Genomic DNA, 16,367 nt, shown 5'->3' with positions numbered 1-16,367 from the left:
GTCGATGCGACATGTGTCGCATCATGGTGCTACCGTGATGGAACAACTGTCGCATCACTTCGTGGAGGTCCACCCATGCGCGTCTTCATCACCGGAGGCACCGGGCTCATCGGCACGGCGGTCGTCGCCGAGCTCCTCGCGGCGGGCCACGTGGTCACCACCCTCGCCCGCTCCGACGCCTCGGCGGCGGCCGCGACCGCCGCGGGCGCGGAGGTGGTGCGCGGGTCGCTCGCCGACCTCGACGTGCTGCGCGCCGCGGCAGCCGACGCCGACGGGGTCATCCACCTCGCATTCGGCAACGACTTCAGCTCGCCCGAGGCGCTCGCCGCCAACGTCGCCGAGGAGGCGGCGGCGCTCGAGGTCTTGGGCTCCGCGCTTGTCGGGAGCGGGAAGCCGCTGGTCACGGTCGCCGGCACGCCCGGCGTGCCGGGCCGCGCGTCGACCGAGGAGGACCCCGTCCCCACCGTCGGACCCGTGGGCGGGCGCGGCCTCTCCATCGGGCGCGCGCTCGGGCTCGAGTCGCAGGGAGTGCGCAGCTCCGCCGTGCGCCTGCCCCGCACGGTGCACGCGGACGGCTCGGGCGGCTTCGCAGGCCTCCTCACGCAGATGGCACGCCGCACCGGGGTCGCGGGCTACCCGGGCCACGGCGAGCAGCGCTGGCCCGCGGTGCATGCCGCGGACGCCGCTGTGCTGTTCCGCCTCGCGCTCGAGCGGTCGCCCGGCGGCCGTGTGTGGCATGCCGTGGCGGACGAGGGCGACACGGTGCGCGACATCGTCGAGGTGATCGGGCGCCGCCTCGGCTTGCCCGTCGAACAACGTCCGGTCGAGGCGTTCGGCCCGCTGGGCCCGGTGTTCGCAGCGGACCAACCGGCGTCCAGCGCGCGCACACGCACGGAGCTCGGCTGGGAGCCGACGCACCCGAGCCTGCTCGACGACCTCGAGCTCATCGAGGCCTGAGCGTCGCGGTGCCTCAGCCCGCCATCTCCTCCTGACGGGTCGCGGCGGCGACCGCCGCATCGTCCGCCACGTACCCGGCGATGTGACGCTCCCCCACCCCGTCGTAGACCGACAGCGGCCGGATGAGCGCGTTGTCCGCGAGCTGCTCCTGGATGTGCGCGGTCCATCCGGCGATGCGGGACATCACGAAGATGGGTGTGAACAGCTCCGTGTCGAAGCCCATGAGGTGGTACGCCGGGCCGGACGGGTAGTCGAGGTTGGGGTAGATGCCCTTGCGCGACACGAAGCCCTCCTCGAGCGCGTCGTAGAGCGCGGCGATGTCGGGGCGGTCGTAGTGGGCGACGAGCGTGTCGAGCGCCGCCTTCATGGTGGGCACGCGTGAGTCGCCGCGCTTGTAGACGCGGTGGCCGAAGCCCATGACCTTGCGCTTCTCCCCCAGCGCCTGGTCGAGCCAGCCCGGCACGGCCGCCGCGGATCCGATCTCGTCGAAGGTCCGCATCACGGCCTCGTTGGCGCCGCCGTGCAAGGGTCCCTTGAGCGCGCCGATGGCCGCGACCACGGCGGAGTAGTAGTCGGACAGCGTCGACGTCACCACGCGCGCGGTGAACGTCGAGGCGTTGAACGAGTGCTCCAAGTACAGCGTCATCGACACGTCGAACGCCTTGCGCACCACCTCGGGAGCCTCCTCGCCGAAGGTCATCCAGAGGAAGTTCGCCGAGTAGCCCAGGTCCTCACGGGGCGGGATGATGTCGAGCCCCCGGCGGTGGCGCTGGATGTACGCGACCACGGCGGGCACCTTGGCGATGAGCCGCAGCGCCTTCTCGCGGATCTCGTCCGGGTCGTGGCTCCACGCGGTCGGGTCCTCGCCGCCGATCACGCTGACCGCCGTGCGCACCACGTCCATCGGGTGGGTCGAGTCGGGCAGCCGCTGGATCACCCCCATGAGCCGGTCCCCCAGGTCCCGGTGCGCGTGCTCGAGCGCCCGCACGCGCTCCCGCTCCTCGGGTGACGGCAGGTCGCCGTTCCACAGCAGGTAGACCACGTCCTCGAAGTCGCGCATCGCCGCGAGCTCCTGCACGGGGTAGCCGCGGTACAGCAGCGAGTTGGTCTCGACGTTGACCTTCGACACGGCCGTGCGGTCGGCGACCACGCCGACCAGGCCCTTCCTGATCTCGGGGGTCTCGCTCATGATCACTCCTTTGTGATGGTCGCGGTGGGAACGGCCGGGTCAGTCCCGCGTGACGGTGAAGGTGAAGACGTCCTCGTCGAAGCGCGAGTACGCCTGGTAGTCGAGCAGGTCGTAGAGGTCGGCGCGGTGCTGCATCTCGCCGAGCCGGGAGGTGAGCGCACCGTCCGCCTCGAGCGTCTCGAGCCCCCGCAGCGCCGCACCCATCGCGAGCCGCAGCAGCGACACCGGCCAGATCACCACATTGACGCCCACGTCGCGCAGCGCGTCCACGGTGAAGAGCTCGGACTTCCCGAACTCGGTCATGTTGGCGAGGATCGGCACGTCGACGGCGGCGCGGACCGCCTCGAACTCGGCGAGCGTCGCCATCGCCTCGGGGAAGATCGCGTCCGCGCCGGCATCGACCAACGCGCGCGCCCGGTCCACCACGTCCGCCAGACCGGACACCCCGCGTACGTCCGTGCGGGCCATGATGAGCAGGTTCGGGTCGCGGCGCCCGTCCGCGGCGGCGCGGATGCGGCGCACTGCGAGGTCGAGCCCCACCACCTCCTTGCCGTCGAGGTGGCCGCAGCGCTTGGGGTTGACCTGGTCCTCGATGTGAAGGCCCGCGACGCCCGCATCCTCGAGCTCCTGGACGGTGCGCGCGACGTTCATCGGCTCCCCGAAGCCCGTGTCCGCGTCCACCAGCACCGGCAGGTCCGTGACCCGCGCGATCTGGCGCGTGCGCCCGGCCACCTCGGTCAGCGTGGTGAGCCCGATGTCCGGCAGACCCAGGTCCGCGGACAGCACCGCGCCGGACACGTAGACGCCCTCGAAGCCACGCTCTTGGATGAGGCGGGCGGAGAGCGGGTTGAACGCGCCGGGCAGCCGCAGCAGCTCCCCGGACGCGAGCCGCTCGCGGAAGGCCGCGCGCTTCGCGGCGGCGGGGACGGTCGAATAGAGCACGCGGCCTCCTAGAGCAGCCCGGCAGGGTGAGGCGCGAACGCTCGCACCTCGTCGGACACCGTGAACGTGAGGTCGCCCAGCTCCTCGGAGGTGAGCGACGGCAGCCGCTGGGCGACGTCGAGGAAGCGTTCCTGCTCAGCGTCGGGGACCACCCCGGACGCCAGGCCGCGGAACTTCGCGACGTAGTCGGCGCGCGCGAACGGGGCGGCGCCCAGAGGGTGGGCATCCGCGACCGCGATCGAGTCGCGGTACACCCTCCCGTCCGTGAACGTCACCTCGATGGACCCGCCGAAGGCCTTCTCCGCGGGATCGTTCGAGTGGTAGCGGCGCGTCCACTCCGGGTCCTCCGTGGTGACGATGCGCCGCCACAGGGCGACGGTGTCCTCGCGGGCGGCGCGGACCGGGTCGTACGAGCGCTCGTGGTCGAACGCGCCGTCCTGCAGCGCGACCGTGAAGATGTACGGCAGCGAGTGGTCGAGCGTCTCCCGCGAGGCGGTCGGCGAGTACTTCTCCGGGTCCCCCGAGCCGGACCCGATGACGTAGTGCGTGTGGTGCGACGTCGCGAGCACGATCCTCTCGACCCGCGACGGGTCGCCCACCTCCGGGTGCGTGCGGTGCAGCCGCCGCGCGAGGTCGATCCACGCCTGCGACTGGTACTCCGCCGAGTGCTGCTTGGTGTACGAGTCCAGGATCGCCCGGCGCGGCTCGCCCGGCTGAGGCAGCGCCACCTCGTAGGAGGCGTCGAAGCCGCCCAGCAGCCACGCGATCACGCCGTCCTCGCCCTCGTAGATGGGGGTCGGCGAGGTCTGGCCGCGCATCGCGCGGTCGACCGCCTCGACGGCGAGCTTGCCCGCCAGCGCGGGCGCGTACGCCTTCCACGAGGAGATCTCGCCCTTGCGCGACTGCCGCGTCGCGGTGGTGGTGTGCAGGGCCTGCCCGACGGCCTGGAAGATGACCTCGGGAGCCAGCCCGAGCATCGTCCCGATGCCGGCCGCCGCCGACGGGCCCAGGTGCGCGACGTGGTCGATCTTGTGGCGGTGGAGGCTGATGCCCTTGACCAGGTCGATCTGGATCTCGTAACCGGTCACGATCCCGCGCAGCAGGTCCGCGCCCGTGAGGCCGCGCGCCGCCGCGTGCTGGGCGACGGCGACCAGCGGCGGGATGTTGTCGCCGGGGTGCGAGTACTCCTCCGCGAGGAACGTGTCATGGAAGTCGAGCTCGCGCACCGCGACGCCGTTGGCCCAGGCGGCCCACTCGGCGCTCGCGCGGGTGGCGCCGGGCTCCCCGAACACCGTCGCGCCGGCGCCGCCGGACGATGCGCGGTGGGCGAGGGCCTGCGCGCGGGCGGCCGCGGGGGCGGGGCGGGCATACGAGGCGGCCGCGACCGCGGCGTTGTCGATGATCCGGTTGATCACCATGTCCTCGACGGCGGGGGTGACGTCGACTCGCTCGGCGGCGACGGTGGCGATCCTCCACGCGAGCTGCTGCTCGCGGGGCAGCGCCTCGGCGGAGGTGTGGGCGCGGACGGAGACGGTCTTCACTGACGGGACTCCTCGGGGACGGGGTGGGCGCCCAGCGAGCGGACGATGCTCGCGAGGCTGCGGTGGAGGTGGAGCTCGGTCGCATGGGCGGCCATGGTGGGCGAGCCGTCGACGATCGCGTCGAGGATCAGCAGATGCTCCTGCGTGGCCTCGCGCAGGCGCGACGCGTCGTCGCGGGAGACGCGGCGCAGGCGCGCGACGTGGGCGCGGACGCTGCGCAGCGCGGCCTCGAGGTAGGGGTTCGCGGCGGCCTCGGAGATGGCCGCGTCCATGCGGCCGGTGAGCGCGTAGAAGTCCTCGAGATCGGTGGCCGGCCCGAGCCGCTCCCCCGCGGCGCGCACCTCCTCGCGCAGGCCCTCGAACACCCCGGGATCGCGGCGGGCGGCGGCGAGAGACGCCGCCTTCACCTCGAGCGCCTCGCGCAGCTCGAACAGCTCGCGGACGTCCTCGAGGGACAGCCCCGCGACCACCAGGCCGCGTCCGCCGCGCGCGGCGACCAGGCCATCGCCCTGCAGGCGCGAGAGGGCCTCGCGCAGCGGCGTGCGGGACACGCCGAGCCGTTCGGACTGCTCGATCTCCGCGAGCGAGGCGCCCGGGGCGAGCGTGCCGTCGAGGATCTCCTCGCGGAGCAACCCGTACACGCGCTCGCTGGTCCTCACGCCGCCTCCTCGCGGTAGTGCATACACAAACTCGCCCAACGATGCGAACCTAGCACCGTTGGGCGAGTTTTGTATACAGAGACCGCGAGTGTGCTCGCGACCGGGCGAGCTACCGGCTGCTCACCGTGCCGAAGCGCTGCGCGACCGGCGCGATGAACAGCGGCCGCAGCGCCATCGCCGCCGCGACGATCACCACGAGCGACAGCGCGAACACGCCCAGGCCCACCCAGCTGACCTCGTCGGTGCCGGCGTACATGTGATTGAGGTTGCGCCGCGCGCCGGTCGCGAGCACCAGCCCGACGTGGAGGATCACGAACGCCACGAAGTACAGCATCACCGGGAAGTGCAGCGCGCGGGCGACGCTCTTCGGGTAGAGCCGGTCAAGCCGTTCGCTGCCCCGCCAGGCCGCGCTCATGCGCACGCCGGTCGCGATCGCGAGCGGCGAGGCGATGAACACCGTGACGAAGTAGCCCAGCTGCTGGAGCGAGTTGTAGTACACCCAGCTGTTCTCGGCCGGCCAGTCGAGCGACGCGTACTGCAGCACCACGCTGATCGCGTTCGGGATGACCGCCCAGTCCGTGGGCACGATCCGGATCCACTGCCCCGTGACGAACAGCAGCACGATGTACACGGCGCCGTTCACGACCCAGAAGATGTCGAGGGCCTGGTGGGTCCACGCCATGAGGCTCATGCGCTCGCCCGGCCCCGACCGCGGGGTCCAGTACGCCTCGGGGCGCGCCTGCATCCGCACGAGCAGGCCCGTGCGGGCGATCAGCACGATGAAGAACACGTTGAAGAAGTGCTGCCACGACAGCCACGCGGGGATGCCGACAGGCGCGTCAGCGGGCAGCTCGTACGTGCCCGGATAGTCCGCGACGAACGACTCGACCGCGTCGAGCCCCATGAGCCACCGCGCGAGCAGCACCACCACGCCGAGCACCGCGACCAGCGCGGCGATCCCGATGGCGGCGCGGCCTCCGCGGCCCAGGCGCCGGGGCGTCGGGGTGGGCACGGGGGACGATGCGGCGGCCGGCCTCTCCGGCCCGCTCGACTCGGGAGCGGCGACGGACGCGGGTTCCGGGAGCACCTCGGCGGCGACCTCGGGCTCGGGCTCGGGCTCGGCGATCACGGCCCAGGCCGGCGCGAAGCCGGCCGCGGGCCAGGGCTCGCCGCCCTCGACGCGCGGCAGCCCGCGGCGCAGCGGGACGGTGCCGGGCTCGGACGCGGCGGACGTGACCTCGACGGGCGCCGCGGCCGCCTCGGCGGAGGGCTCGGCCTCGGACGGCTCCGCGATGGCCCACGCGGGCGCGAAGCCCTCCGCGGGCCAGGGCTCGCCGCCCTCGACGCGCGGCAGGCCCCGGCGCAGCGGGACCGTGCTCGACACGGCGGCGCTCGCCAGGGCAGGGCTCGCCGCGACGGGGGCGACCGCGTCGGGAGACCCGGCCCGCGCATCGTCCGCCGCGAAGGGCACCTCGCGCTCGGGCGGCCACGGCTCCCCGCCGGGCACCCGCGGGAGGCCCCGCCGCTGGTAGGTGGTCACGCGCCGCGCCTCGCCTCGATCGCGGCGATCAGCTGCGGGACCACGTCGAACACGTCGCCCACCACGCCGAAGTCCGCGATCTCGAAGATCGGGGCGTCGCCGTCGGTGTTGACCACCACGATGGTCTTGGAGGTCTGCATGCCGGAACGGTGCTGGATCGCGCCGGAGATGCCGAGCGCGATGTACAGGTCGGGCGACACGGTCACGCCGGTCTGGCCCACCTGGTGGGAGGTGGGGATGAAGCCCTCGTCGACGGCGACGCGGGAGGCGCCGACGGCGGCCCCCAGCAGATCCGCCAGCTGCTCGACCAGCACGAACTTCTCCGCCGACTCGAGGCCGCGGCCGCCGGACACGACGGTCTTGGCGCTGCGCAGGTCGGGGCGGGAGGAGGTCTCGACGATGGGCTCGACGGCGGTCACCGTGATGCCGGGCAGCCCCGACGGCTCGACCTCGAGCTCGTCGACCACTGGTGCGGCCACGGCGGCGGCGCGGGCGTCGATCGCGGCGAGGCGAACCGTGACGACCGGCGCCCCGAACGTGGGCGCCGAGTCGACCAGGAACGTGCCGCCGAACGCGCTGTGGTGCGCGACCACGCCCTCCGCGTCGCGCGAGACGTCCACCGCGTCGACCGCGAGGGCGCTCCGGGAACGGGCGGCGTAGCGCGCGGCCACCTCGCGGCCCTCGATGGAGTGCGAGGCGAGCACGGCGGCGGGGCGCACCAGGGCGGCGGCCGCGGCAAGCGCGTCGACGGCGGCCACGCCGGTCTCGCCGGCCGGGGCGAGCAGGACGCGCGCGGCGCCGAGCTCCCCGGCGGTCGCGGCCAGCTCGGCGGCGCCGTCGCCCACGATCAGCGCGACGGGCGTGCCCACGGTCGAGGCGGCGCCCAGGAGCGCGGCGGAGGATCCCGCGAGCGCGCCGTCGGCGTCGCGGTCGAGGAGCACCAGGATCGGAGCGTTGTCGGTCATGGTCATCCCCTCACACCAGCTTGTTCTCGAGGAGGAACGCGGCGAGCTGCTCGCCGGCGTCTCCCGTGTCCACGATCTTGACGCCGGCCTCGCGGGCCGGGCGCTCCTTGGCGGCGATCATGATGGACCGCGCCTTCTCCGGGTCGTCGGCGTCGATACCGAGGTCCGCGAGGGACAGGGTGCCGATCTCCTTCTTCTTCGCCGCGATGATGCCCTTGAAGTTGGGCAGGCGCGCGCTGGGCAGCTGCTCGGTGATGGACACGAGCGCGGGCAGCGGCGCGGTGATGCTCACCTCCGCGCCATCGGAGGCGCGCACGCCCGAGACTCCGTCCGCGGTGATCTCCACCGAGGACAGGAAGGTCGCGGCGGGGAGGCCGAGCAGCTCGGCCATGGCGGCCGGGACGGCGCCGCTCCAGCCGTCGGTGGAGGCGTTGCCGGCGATGATGAGGTCGAAGCCCGCGTGACGGGCGGCGGCGGCGAGGACCTCGGCGGTGAGCATGGTGTCCGCGCCCACCAGGGCCTCGTCCACCACGTGCACCGCGTCCGTCGCGCCGATCGCGAGCGCCTTGCGGATGCTGGAGATCGCGGAGGTGGGCGCCATGGTGAGCGCGACCACCTCGGTGTCCGGGTTGCCGTCGGCGTACGCCAGCGCGACCTCGAGGGCGCGCTCGTCGATCTCGTCGAGCACCGCGTCGTCCGGCACGCGCGTCACCAGGCCGGTCTCCAGAGACAACGAGCGGTCCCGGTACGTGTCCGGGACCACCTTCATCAGCACCAGGATCCTCATGTACTTCCCTTCTCCAACCGTGCCAGCGCCTCGGCCGCGGCGTCCGCGAGCGCGGGGACACCGGTGACGAGCGTCGGTGCGAAGTCATCTCCGGGTCGCTGCCCGTCGAGCCAACGCGTGTACATGGCCTCGCAGAAGATCGCAGACTTCCACAGCGCGAGCGCCTCGTACCAGGCTAGTGCCGCGAGGTCCGCCTGGGTATGCACGGCATACCGGGCAACCAGATCCGCGCGCGCGGGGAAGCCTGGAGCGGCCGTCACGGGCGTGAGATCCATGGGGGTCGCGGGCCACCCGTCCTGCGAGTAGGTGGCCACCAGGTAGCCGAGGTCCGCGAGCGGGTCGCCCAGCGCCGCCATCTCCCAGTCGAGGATCGCCGCGACGCGGCCGGGGGCGGCGAACATGAGGTTGCCCAGCCGGTAGTCGCCGTGGACCACGGCGCGTCGCGACGTGACGGGCACCGTCGCGGCGAGGCGCTCCCCCACGCGTGCGACCTTCGGCAGGTCGCGGCGGGTGTTGAGCGGCCACAGCTGCGCGAATCTGCGCACCTGGCGCTCGAGATAGCCGTCGGGTCGCCCGAGCGCGGCGACCTCGCCCTCGAGCGGGACGGAGTGGAGCGCCGCCAGCGCGTCGACCGCGGCCTCGACGGTCGCGGCGCCGGCTCCCGGCGCGTCGAAGCCGGGCGGGAGCACGTCCGTGACCACGTGCCCGTCGACGAGATCCATGAGGTAGAACGGCACGCCGATCACGTCGGGGCTCTCGCACACCGTCCTCACCCGCGGCACCGGCACGCCCGCGCGCCCCATCGCGGCGACGAACCGCGCCTCGCGCACCATGTCGTGGGCCGAGGGTGGGAAGGGCGGGCGCGGGCCACGGCGCAGGACCATCCGGTCCCCGCCGCGGGTGACCTCGTAGGTGAGGTTGGCCTGGCCGTCCCCGATCCGGCGCCACGTGATCACTCCCGCCGGCACGCCGAGCCCATCGAGGTACCGGCCCAGCGGCCCCTCGGGCAGCGGGATCACCGCGCCCCCTCGGCGCGGTCGAGAGCGGACTCGCCGCCCTCCACCTCCGCGCGCCGGCGCGCGATCGCCCGCCGCGCGATGGCCCAGCGGTGGGTCTCGCTGGAGCCGTCGTACACCCGGAACGGTCGCACCTCGTTGAGGAAGCCGAGCAGCGGCAGCTCGTGCGTGACGCCGTCGCCCCCGCACAGCTGCACGGCGCGGTCGATCACGCGGCCCACGGCCTCGGACACGTGGACCTTCGCGAGGGACGATGCGGTGGCCCCCTCGCGCGGGTCGGCCACCAGGGCCGCGGCAGCCCGGTCGACGAGGGCGGCGCTGCTCGCGAGGTCGATCTCCGAGTCCGCCAGCAGGGCCTGCGCGAGGCCCAGCTCCCCGAGGGGATGACCGAAGAGCTCGCGGGAGCGCACGCGGTCGAGCGCCGTGTCCTGGGCGCGGCGCGCGAGTCCCAGCCACCGCATGCAATGGGTGAGGCGTGCCGGGCCCAGGCGCAGCTGCGCGTGCCGGAAGGCCTCGCCGGGGGTCCCGAGCACCGCCTCCTCCCCCACCTCGACGCCCTCGTAGCGCACGTGCGGGTGCCCGCCGGTGATGGCGGTCTCGAGGGTGCGGATCGCGTGGCCGATCTCGACGCCCGGCGCGTCCATCGGGATCAGGAACATGGTCGCCGCGCGCTCGCCCAGGTCGGGGGTGCGCGCCATCACGATCGCGAAACCGGCCTCGTCCGCTCCGGAGATGAAGCGCTTCTCGCCGTCGATCACCCAGCGGCCGCCTCTCCGGTGGGCGACGGTCGCGAGTGCGGCGGGGTCGGATCCGGCGCCCGGGTGGGGCTCCGTCATCGCGAAGCTCGAGCGGATCTCGCCCGCGGCGAGGGGCACCAGGAAGCGCGCGCGCTGCGCTGGGGTGGCGAGGCGTTCGAGCAGGAGCATGTTGCCCTCGTCGGGCGCCATGCAGTTGAGCGCCGCCGGCCCGATGGGCGAGTACCCCGCCTCCTGGAACACGGGCGACCAGGCGGTGAGCGGCAGGCCCAGCCCGCCGAGCTCGACGGGCACGTGCGGGGCGAACACCCCGGCCTCGCGGGCGTGCAGCTGGAGCGCGGCGCGAGCCTCCGCATCGAGCGGGGTTCCGGTGGGCGGCTCCGCCGGGATGACCACGTCGCGCACGAACCTCCGGGTGCGGGCCGCGACGTCGGCGACGTCCGCGCCGCTCATGCGACGCCCCCGGCCGCGCGAAGGCCGCCGTCCAGGGTGAGCACCTGGCCGGTGAGCCAGCCCGCGTCGTCGGAGCACAGGAAGGCCGCGGCGGCCGCGACGTCGCTCGGCTCGCCCAAACGGCCCGCGGGATAGCGCGCGGCGACCTCCTCCTCCCGCCCCTCGTACAGGGCGCGCGCGAACTGGGTGCGCACCACGGCGGGCGCGAGGGCGTTGACGCGGATGCGCGGGCCGAGCTCGGCGGCGAGCGTGACCGTGAGGTGCGAGACCGCGGCCTTGCTCACGCCGTACCAGCCGATCCCGGGCGACGGGACCGCGCCCGTGACGGAGGACATCGCGAGCACCGACGCGCCGAGCCGCTCCCCCAGGCCCGCCCTGCATGCCGCCTGCACCCAGCCGAGCGTGCCCAGCACGTTGACGTCGAGCACCTTCCGCGCCGCGTCGTGCTCCAGCCCGAGCAGCGGCCCGTACACCGGGTTGATGCCCGCGTTCGCGACCAGGATGTCCAGGCCCCCGAACTCGCGCACCGCCGTCGCCACGGACTCCGCCTGATGGTCGGGGTCCTGCGCCCGCCCCGCGACGGTGCGCACACGATCCGGGGGAAGGACTGCAGCGGCCTCCGCGAGGCCCTCCTCGCCGCGCGCGGTGAGCACCAGCGAGGCGCCCTCGTCCGCCAGCCGCCGCGCGATCGCGAGCCCGATCCCCCGGCTCCCGCCCGTCACCACGGCGACCCTGCCTGCCAGCCTGCCCGGCGCATCGTCCACCCGCGTCATCGCTGCTCCCTCGCTCGCGCTCCGTTGCGCGCCTGCTTAATCGCGATTCAAACCGACGCCGCCAGTATGGCAACAAAACGCCGCGACACAAGGTCTGGCGAGTCAACTTTCTAATGTGATATAAAAAATCTGACGTCGAGATCAACGAGGATCGGAGAGCGCATGACCGCCATCGCCGGCCGCCCCGGACTGAGCGCGACCACGGGAGTCGTGGGACCACGCGACCTGTACGAGGACGAGCACGAGCAGTTCCGCCGCATGGTCGCGGCGTTCGTCGAGCAGCACGCCCGGCCGCACGCCGACCGCTGGGACCAGGAGGGCCGGGTCGACCGCTGGCTCTTCACCAAGGCCGCCGAGGCCGGGATCCTGGGCTTCTCCATCCCCGACGAGCACGGAGGCGGCGGCAGCGAGGACTTCCGCTTCAACGCGATCATGGGCGAGGAGCTCGCCCGTAACCCCGTGTCCTCGGGCATGGCGGGCATCGCACTGTCGAACGACATCGTCATCCCGTACTTCACGGACCTCACCGACGACGAGCAGCGGGCGCGCTGGCTGCCGGGCATCGCGGCCGGCGAGAGCATCGTCGCGGTCGCGATGTCGGAGCCGGGCACGGGCAGCGACCTCGCGGGGATCCGCTGCGCGGCCGTGCGCGACGGCGACGACTACCTCGTCACCGGCTCCAAGACCTTCATCTCCAACGGCCAGAACTGCGACCTGGTGGTCACCGCGGTGCGCACCGGCCCGGACCCCCACCGGGGGCTGAGCCTGCTGGTCATCCCCACCGACTCCCGCGGCTTCTCGCGGGGTCGCAAGCTCGACAAGATCGGCCTGCACGCGCAGGACACGAGCGAGCTGCACTTCCAGGCCGTGCGCGTCCCCGCGGCGAACCTGCTGGGACCGGAGGGCTCGGGGTTCGCGGGGCTCATGAACAACCTCCCGCAGGAGCGCATCTCCATCGCCGCCGCGGCGGTCGCGTCGAGCGAGGGCGTGCTCGAGCGCACGCTCACCTACGTGAAGGAGCGCACGGCGTTCGGCAAGCCCATCGGCTCGTTCCAGAACACGCGCTTCGAGCTCGCGGAGATGGTGACGGCGGTGCGAGCGAGCCGCGCGTACATCGACGCCTGCCTGGCCCGCCACAACGAGGGCCGCCTGTCCCCCGAGGACGCCGCGGCGGCGAAGTTCCTCGCCACCGAGCAGTACGTCGACGTGGTGGGCCGCTGCCTCCAGCTCCACGGCGGCTACGGCTACATCCGCGAGTACCGGATCGCGCGCGACTTCGAGGACGCCCGCATCACCACCATCTACGGCGGCACCACCGAGATCATGAAGGAGATCGTCGGTCGGGGCCTGGGACTGTGAAGGAGAACCCCATGGCAGACGCATTCATCTACGACGCGGTCCGCACCCCGCGCGGCAAGAACAGGGGCGGCGCGCTCCACGGCACCAAGCCCGTCGACCTGGTGGTGGGCCTCATCCACGCGCTCGAGGCGCGCAACCCCACCCTCGAGCCGTCGCTCATCGACGACATCGTGCTGGGCGTGGTGTCCCCCGTGGGCGAGCAGGGAGGCGACATCGCCCGCACCGCCGCGCTGGTCGCCGGCCTGCCCGAGACCGTCGCCGGCGTGCAGCTCAACCGCTTCTGCGCCTCCGGCCTCGAGGCGGTCAACACCGCGGCGCAGAAGGTCGCGAGCGGCTTCGAGGACCTGGTGCTCGCCGGCGGCGTCGAGTCGATGTCGCGCATCCCGCTCGGCTCCGACGGCGGCGCGTACGTCCAGGACCCCACCACCAACTACGACCTCCACTTCATCCCCCAGGGCGTCAGCGCGGACCTCATCGCGACGCTCGAGGGCTTCTCGCGCGAGGACGTCGACGCGTACGCCGTCGAGTCGCAGCGGCGGGCGGACGATGCGTGGCGCGAGGGCCGCTTCGATCGTTCCGTGGTCCCGGTGAAGGACCTCAACGGGGTGACGCTGCTCGACACGGACGAGCACCGCCGGCCCGGGTCCACCGTCGAGTCGCTGGGCGCGCTCGCGCCGGCGTTCGCGACCGTGGGCGCGGAGGCGGGCTACGACGCGGTGGCGCTGCAGAAGTACCACCGGGTCGAGCGGATCTCGCACGTGCACACCGCGGCGAACTCGTCCGGCATCGTGGACGGGGCGGCGCTCATGGTGATCGGCAGCGCCGAGATCGGCGAGAGGCTGGGGCTCACCGCCCGCGCGCGGATAGTCGCCACCGCGGTCACGGGCTCCGAGCCCACCATCATGCTCACGGGCCCGGCGCCCGCGACCCGCAAGGCGCTCGCGAAGGCGGGCCTCGGGGTCGAGGACATCGACCTGTTCGAGCTCAACGAGGCGTTCGCGTCCGTGGTGATGCGCTGGGAGCGCGAGATGGGCATCCCGCACAGCAAGGTCAACGTCAACGGCGGCGCCATCGCGATGGGGCATCCGCTCGGCGCCACGGGCGCCATGATCCTGGGCACCCTGCTCGACGAGCTCGAGCGCCGAGACCTCCAGCGTGGTCTCGCCACGCTGTGCGTGGGCGCGGGCATGGGCGTCGCGACCATCATCGAGCGGGTCTGAGAGGGGTTGAGCATGAGCGTCATCGAGGAGACGGCGGAGCTGGCACGCGGCTACGCCTGGGAGCAGGACGCCGACGGCGTCGTGACCATCACCATGGACGACCCGGACAGTGCGGTCAACACCATGAACGCGCACTTCGTGTCCGCGCTCGAGGTCACCGTGGAGCGGCTCGAGGCCGAGCGCGATCAGGTCACCGGCGTGATCCTGGCGTCCGCGAAGAAGAGCTGGTTCGCCGGCGGCGACCTCAACCTGCTGCGCGCGGCGGACCCGTCGCGTGCCGCGGAGGAGACCGCGCACATCGACCACGTCAAAGCGCTGCTGCGCCGCCTCGAGCAGCTCGGGCGCCCCGTGGTCGCCGCGCTCACCGGCACCGCGCTCGGCGGCGGCCTCGAGGTCGCGCTCGCGACCCACCACCGCATCGCGGCGTCGGACGCGAAGGGCGCACGCTTCGGGCTGCCCGAGGTCTCGCTGGGCCTGCTGCCCGGCGGCGGCGGTGTCACCCGCGTGGTGCGGATGCTGGGCCTGCAGAAGGCGCTCGCGGACGTGATCCTGCCCGCGACCAAGTTCACCGCCGAGGGCGCGCTCGCCGCGGGCCTGATCGACGACGTCGCGCCCGCCGCGGAGATCCGCGACCGCGCCAAGGCGTGGATCGCGGCCAACCCGGCGCCGGTGAAGCCGTGGGACGAGAAGGGCTTCCGGATCCCCGGCGGCGCCCCCACCTCCCCCGGCCTCGCACCGGTCCTCGCCGCCATGCCCGCGATGCTGCGCCGCCAGCTCAAGGGCGCCCCGCTGCCCGCCCCGCGTGCCGCCATGGCCGCCGCGGTCGAGGGCGCCTACGTGGACTTCGCCACCGCATCGTCCATCGAGACCCGCTACCTGGTGCACCTCACCCACACCCAGGTCGCGAAGAACATGATCAAGGCGTTCTTCTTCGACCTCGAGAGCATCAACAAGGGCGCAAGCCGGCCGCTCGGATACCCGACCTACCAGGCGAAGCGCGTCGGCGTGATCGGCGCGGGCATGATGGGCGCCGCGATCGCCTACGTGTCGGCGAAGGCCGGCATCGAGGTGGTCCTCAAGGACGTCTCGGTCGAGGCGGCCGAGCGCGGCAAGGACTACGGGCGCCGGCTCGAGGAGAAGGCGCTGAGCCGCGGCCAGACCACCCCCGAGCGCTCGGCCCAGCTGCTCGACCGCATCACCACTACGGGCGACCCGCGCGACTTCGGCGGCGTCGACTTCGTGATCGAGGCCGTGTTCGAGTCCGTGCCTGTCAAGCAGGCCGTGTTCCAGGAGATCCAGGACGTGGTGCTGCCGGGCGCGGTGCTCGGGTCGAACACGTCGACGCTGCCGATCTCGCTGCTTGCGGAGGGCGTGCACCGGGAGGACGACTTCATCGGCATCCACTTCTTCTCCCCCGTCGACAAGATGCCGCTCGTGGAGATCGTGCGCGGGCGCCGCACGTCGGACGAGGTGCTCGCGAAGGTGTTCGACTTCGTGCTGCAGATCCGCAAGACGCCGATCGTGGTGAACGATGCGCGGGGCTTCTTCACGTCGCGCGTGATCGGGCGCTTCATCGACGAGGCGGTCGCGGCCGTGGGCGAGGGCGTCGAGCCCGCGTCGGTCGAGCAGGCGGCGCTGCAGGCGGGCTACCCCGCCGGGCCGCTGCAGCTGGTGGACGAGCTGTCGCTCGCCCTCACTCAGAAGATCCGCACGGAGACGCGCACCGCCCAGGTGGCGGAGAGCCGCGCGTGGGTCGCGCACCCCGCGGAGGCCGTCGAGGACTGGATGGTCGACGAGGCCGGGCGTCCCGGGCGCAAGGCCGGCCAGGGCTTCTACGACTACGACGAGGACGGGCGCCGTACGGCAATCTGGCCGGGCCTGCGCGAGAGGTACGCGTCGGGCTCGGTCGAGATGCCGCTCGAGGACCTGCAGGACCGGATGCTGTTCGCGGAGGCGCTCGACACCATCGACTGCCTCGACCACGGGGTGCTGACGTCCGTCGCGGACGCCAACATCGGGTCGATCTTCGGGATCGGCTTCCCCGCGTGGACCGGCGGGGTGCTGCAGTACGTCAACCAGTTCCCCGGCGGCCTTCCGGGCTTCGTGGCCCGCGCGCACGAGCTCGCGGACCGGTACGGCGAGCGGTTCCGTCCGCCCGCCTCTTTGGTGGCGCGTGCCGCCGTGGGCGAGATCTACGAGTAGGAGGCGGCC

14 protein-coding genes are annotated in these 16,367 nt (G+C 73.1%); 4 read left to right on the top strand and 10 right to left on the bottom strand.

Going from position 1 to position 16,367, the window contains the following annotated elements:
- Positions 1 to 75 precede the first annotated feature (75 nt).
- Complete coding sequence (locus tag AOM01_RS04865) at positions 76 to 957, top strand: NAD-dependent epimerase/dehydratase family protein (protein ID WP_062289735.1); 882 nt, start codon at positions 76 to 78, stop codon at positions 955 to 957.
- Positions 958 to 970: 13 nt separating this feature from the next.
- Here the strand turns inward: AOM01_RS04865 and AOM01_RS04860 are convergent, their stop codons facing one another.
- The 10 genes from AOM01_RS04860 to AOM01_RS04815 form a co-directional block, all read right to left on the bottom strand.
- Positions 971 to 2,146 carry a bifunctional 2-methylcitrate synthase/citrate synthase gene (locus AOM01_RS04860; RefSeq protein ID WP_062289732.1) on the bottom strand — a complete coding sequence of 392 codons (1,176 nt, stop codon included), beginning with the start codon at positions 2,144 to 2,146 and terminating at the stop codon, positions 971 to 973.
- A gap of 39 nt (positions 2,147 to 2,185) precedes the next feature.
- Positions 2,186 to 3,088, bottom strand: coding sequence for a methylisocitrate lyase (prpB, locus tag AOM01_RS04855; protein WP_062289729.1), 903 nt, complete (start codon positions 3,086 to 3,088; stop codon positions 2,186 to 2,188).
- Between the two features lie 8 nt (positions 3,089 to 3,096).
- A complete protein-coding gene (locus tag AOM01_RS04850; protein ID WP_062289725.1) occupies positions 3,097 to 4,629 on the bottom strand; it encodes an MmgE/PrpD family protein in 1,533 nt (510 codons plus the stop codon).
- Complete coding sequence (locus AOM01_RS04845) at positions 4,626 to 5,288, bottom strand: GntR family transcriptional regulator (protein WP_062289722.1); 663 nt, start codon at positions 5,286 to 5,288, stop codon at positions 4,626 to 4,628. The genes AOM01_RS04850 and AOM01_RS04845 overlap by 4 nt, the downstream gene beginning before the upstream one ends.
- 109 nt (positions 5,289 to 5,397) lie before the next feature.
- The gene (locus AOM01_RS04840) at positions 5,398 to 6,828 is read right to left on the bottom strand and encodes a cytochrome b/b6 domain-containing protein (protein ID WP_062289719.1); all 1,431 of its coding nucleotides are present in this window, start codon (positions 6,826 to 6,828) and stop codon (positions 5,398 to 5,400) included.
- Positions 6,825 to 7,793, bottom strand: coding sequence for an electron transfer flavoprotein subunit alpha/FixB family protein (locus AOM01_RS04835; RefSeq protein WP_062289958.1), 969 nt, complete (start codon positions 7,791 to 7,793; stop codon positions 6,825 to 6,827). The genes AOM01_RS04840 and AOM01_RS04835 overlap by 4 nt, the downstream gene beginning before the upstream one ends.
- A 10-nt stretch (positions 7,794 to 7,803) precedes the next feature.
- Entirely contained in the window at positions 7,804 to 8,580 is a 777-nt protein-coding gene (locus AOM01_RS04830; RefSeq protein WP_062289716.1) for an electron transfer flavoprotein subunit beta/FixA family protein, read from the bottom strand.
- Positions 8,577 to 9,599, bottom strand: coding sequence for a phosphotransferase family protein (locus AOM01_RS04825; RefSeq protein WP_062289713.1), 1,023 nt, complete (start codon positions 9,597 to 9,599; stop codon positions 8,577 to 8,579). The genes AOM01_RS04830 and AOM01_RS04825 overlap by 4 nt, the downstream gene beginning before the upstream one ends.
- The gene (locus tag AOM01_RS04820) at positions 9,596 to 10,804 is read right to left on the bottom strand and encodes an acyl-CoA dehydrogenase family protein (RefSeq protein ID WP_062289710.1); all 1,209 of its coding nucleotides are present in this window, start codon (positions 10,802 to 10,804) and stop codon (positions 9,596 to 9,598) included. Before AOM01_RS04820 ends, AOM01_RS04825 begins: the two co-directional genes overlap by 4 nt.
- A complete protein-coding gene (locus AOM01_RS04815) occupies positions 10,801 to 11,577 on the bottom strand; it encodes an SDR family oxidoreductase (RefSeq protein ID WP_062289707.1) in 777 nt (258 codons plus the stop codon). Before AOM01_RS04815 ends, AOM01_RS04820 begins: the two co-directional genes overlap by 4 nt.
- Before the next feature lie 162 nt (positions 11,578 to 11,739).
- Between AOM01_RS04815 and AOM01_RS04810 the strand changes: the two genes are divergently transcribed.
- Genes AOM01_RS04810 through AOM01_RS04800 form a run of 3 tightly spaced genes read left to right on the top strand, consistent with a single transcriptional unit; the run spans position 11,740 to position 16,358 of the window.
- On the top strand, positions 11,740 to 12,936 hold the full coding sequence (locus tag AOM01_RS04810) for an acyl-CoA dehydrogenase family protein (RefSeq protein ID WP_082109986.1): 1,197 nt from the start codon (positions 11,740 to 11,742) through the stop codon (positions 12,934 to 12,936).
- 11 nt (positions 12,937 to 12,947) lie between these two features.
- Positions 12,948 to 14,156 carry an acetyl-CoA C-acetyltransferase gene (locus AOM01_RS04805; protein WP_062289704.1) on the top strand — a complete coding sequence of 403 codons (1,209 nt, stop codon included), beginning with the start codon at positions 12,948 to 12,950 and terminating at the stop codon, positions 14,154 to 14,156.
- 12 nt (positions 14,157 to 14,168) lie between these two features.
- Positions 14,169 to 16,358: a 3-hydroxyacyl-CoA dehydrogenase NAD-binding domain-containing protein gene (locus AOM01_RS04800; RefSeq protein WP_062289702.1), complete on the top strand. Its 2,190-nt coding sequence runs from the start codon at positions 14,169 to 14,171 to the stop codon at positions 16,356 to 16,358.
- Positions 16,359 to 16,367: the final 9 nt, after the last annotated feature.

This window comes from Demequina phytophila (assembly GCF_000971135.1).
In the GTDB taxonomy this organism is placed as follows: domain Bacteria; phylum Actinomycetota; class Actinomycetes; order Actinomycetales; family Demequinaceae; genus Demequina; species Demequina phytophila.
Note: the sequence above shows the minus strand (reverse complement) of the source record. Positions and strands in the feature narration are given on the sequence as shown.